We start from the raw sequence: 2,017 nt of genomic DNA, 5'->3' as shown, positions 1-2,017 counted from the left end.
CCGCCGCTTCCTCGCGGTGGCCGCCTTCACCACCGCCGGCGTCGCGATGCCACTTGCCCACGACCACGAGGCCACCGCCCGCATGCTCCGCGCGCGCACCGGCACGTCCGTGGTCGGAGCAGAAGACGTGGACGTCGTACGGCAGATCACCGCGGCCTTCAGCGCGGCAGACGAACGCCTCGGCGGCGGCCACGGACTGACCACGGTCACCGCCTACCTCGCCGACACCGCCGCACCCATGCTCCGGGGCCGCTACCCGAGCGAAGCCTTACGACGGGCAGCCTTCGGCGCCGTGGCCGAACTCGCCTACCTGGCAGGGTGGAAGCACCACGACCTTGGCCAGGAAGGCGCCGCCCAGCGCTACTACCAGGTCGGCTACCAGCTCGCCTGGGAAGCCGACCCACACGGCCACGCCGCCTGGATGATGCGCGCCCTCGCCCACCAGGCCCTCAGCCTCAAACAGCCCCACCACTGCGTCGACCTCGTCGAAGGCGCCCTCACCCGCGGCCTCGGCCACGTCGACGGCCAGACCGAAGCCCTCCTCCACATCACCCACGCCCGCGCCTACGCCGCCATTGGTGAGAGGCCCGCAGCGGCCCGAGCCCTGCTCGCCGCCGAAGACGCCCTCCTGCGCGACGACGTACCTCAGCCCAGCTACTCCCGCGTCAGCGGCCCCGCCGCCGGCACCGTCACCAGCCACACCGCCCGCACCCTCACCGACCTCGCCGACCACATCGGCACCGAACAGCAGCACCGCGACGCCCTGATCCGCTGGGACCCCGAGAAATACAAGCGCGTCCACGCCCTCACCTACGCCGACCTCGGCGACAGCCTCGCCGCCCAGACCCGCGCCGACGAAGCCGTCGCCGCCTGGGCACAGGCCCTGACCCTCATGGAGGGCATGACCTCCGACCGCACCCGCAAAGCCATCACCTCGCTCCGCTCCACCCTCTCCATCTACCAGCGCCGCAAAGTGCCCGGAGCCGCCGAACTCGCCCGCCGCGCACGCGAAGCACTGGCCTAAGCTGCCCACCAACCGGCCGACGAAGGGAACACCAGCCGTGGCTCAGCGGACAACCGACGACCAGCCCAAAGCCCTACCGCCCGCCCTGGAATCCATGACCCTGCTGGTCGCCGCCGTCATCGTCCACGACAAGGCCACCAACCGGGTTGTGCTCCTCCAGCGGAGCCAGAACGCCAAGTTCGCCCAAGGGATGTGGGATCTTCCGGTCGGCAAGAGCGAGCCCGGCGAGCCTGTCACCGAGACCGCGGTGCGGGAGCTGTACGAAGAAACCGGCCTGACCGTGAAACCGGAGGCTCTTAAGGTCGCCCACATCATCCATGGCGCCTGGGGCGTCGAAGCCCCCAACGGCTTCCTCACCATCGTCTTCGCCGCTCACGAGTGGACCGGCGAACCAGAGAACCGTGAGCCACGCAAGCACGCCCAGGTCTGCTGGGCCGACGCGGACGCCATCCCCGAGGAATTCGTGAACACCACCGCCAGCGCCCTGCACCGCTACCTCACCGGAGGGCCGGAAGTCTCCCTCGACGGCTGGTGAAGAGACGCCGATGCGACTCGGCCTGTTCCCACAACGCTGCCCAGCCCAAGGTATTCGCGCGGCCGAGGCGACGTTGCGGTACGCCTCGTTCGGGGAGGCCGTCTGTGCTGCCGCCCTCGGTGACATATGCGTCCAGGACGACCCGGAGACATACGGCGATCGCCAGGGGCCCCGCCGGAGGCGAGGACGACGGCCCCGTTCGGCTCGACAAGCTGGTCGAGATCGCGAAGGGTCTGGTCACGGTCCATCCACTGGAAGCCAGCTCCATCACGGTCAAAGAGTGTTTTGTCCTGGCGATGGTGTTTGATTCGAAGTCAGGTGTCGCGCCAGTTCAGGGTGGATTCGCGGGTCAGCCGTCTGCTTATGAGGTCGATCATCGCGATGCGGATCATGGCTTCTGAGCGGTGTGGGTGGGTTTCGTAGTCGCGGGCGAGGCGGCGGTGGTGCATGAGCCAGCC

The 2,017-nt window shown here is 69.1% G+C and carries 2 protein-coding genes and 1 pseudogene; 2 read left to right on the top strand and 1 reads right to left on the bottom strand.

The window, feature by feature from the left end:
- Both SSP08S_RS54490 and SSP08S_RS54485 read left to right on the top strand, forming a co-directional pair.
- Window positions 1-1,024: NsdA family TPR-like regulatory protein (locus SSP08S_RS54490; RefSeq protein WP_019076040.1), on the top strand; the 1,024-nt coding region annotated here is incomplete at its 5' end.
- Between the two features lie 37 nt (window positions 1,025-1,061).
- Window positions 1,062-1,559, top strand: coding sequence for an NUDIX domain-containing protein (locus SSP08S_RS54485; protein ID WP_078532918.1), 498 nt, complete (start codon window positions 1,062-1,064; stop codon window positions 1,557-1,559).
- Window positions 1,560-1,873: 314 nt separating this feature from the next.
- Here SSP08S_RS54485 and SSP08S_RS64130 read toward each other — a convergent pair.
- Window positions 1,874-2,017 (bottom strand): annotated as a pseudogene (locus SSP08S_RS64130) (IS5 family transposase); the annotation flags it as partial.

The sequence above is a fragment of the Streptomyces hokutonensis genome, from assembly GCF_000376565.1.
Classification (GTDB): domain Bacteria; phylum Actinomycetota; class Actinomycetes; order Streptomycetales; family Streptomycetaceae; genus Streptomyces; species Streptomyces hokutonensis.
The sequence above is the reverse complement of the archived record's forward strand: the minus strand, read 5'-3'. Positions and strand labels throughout refer to the sequence as shown.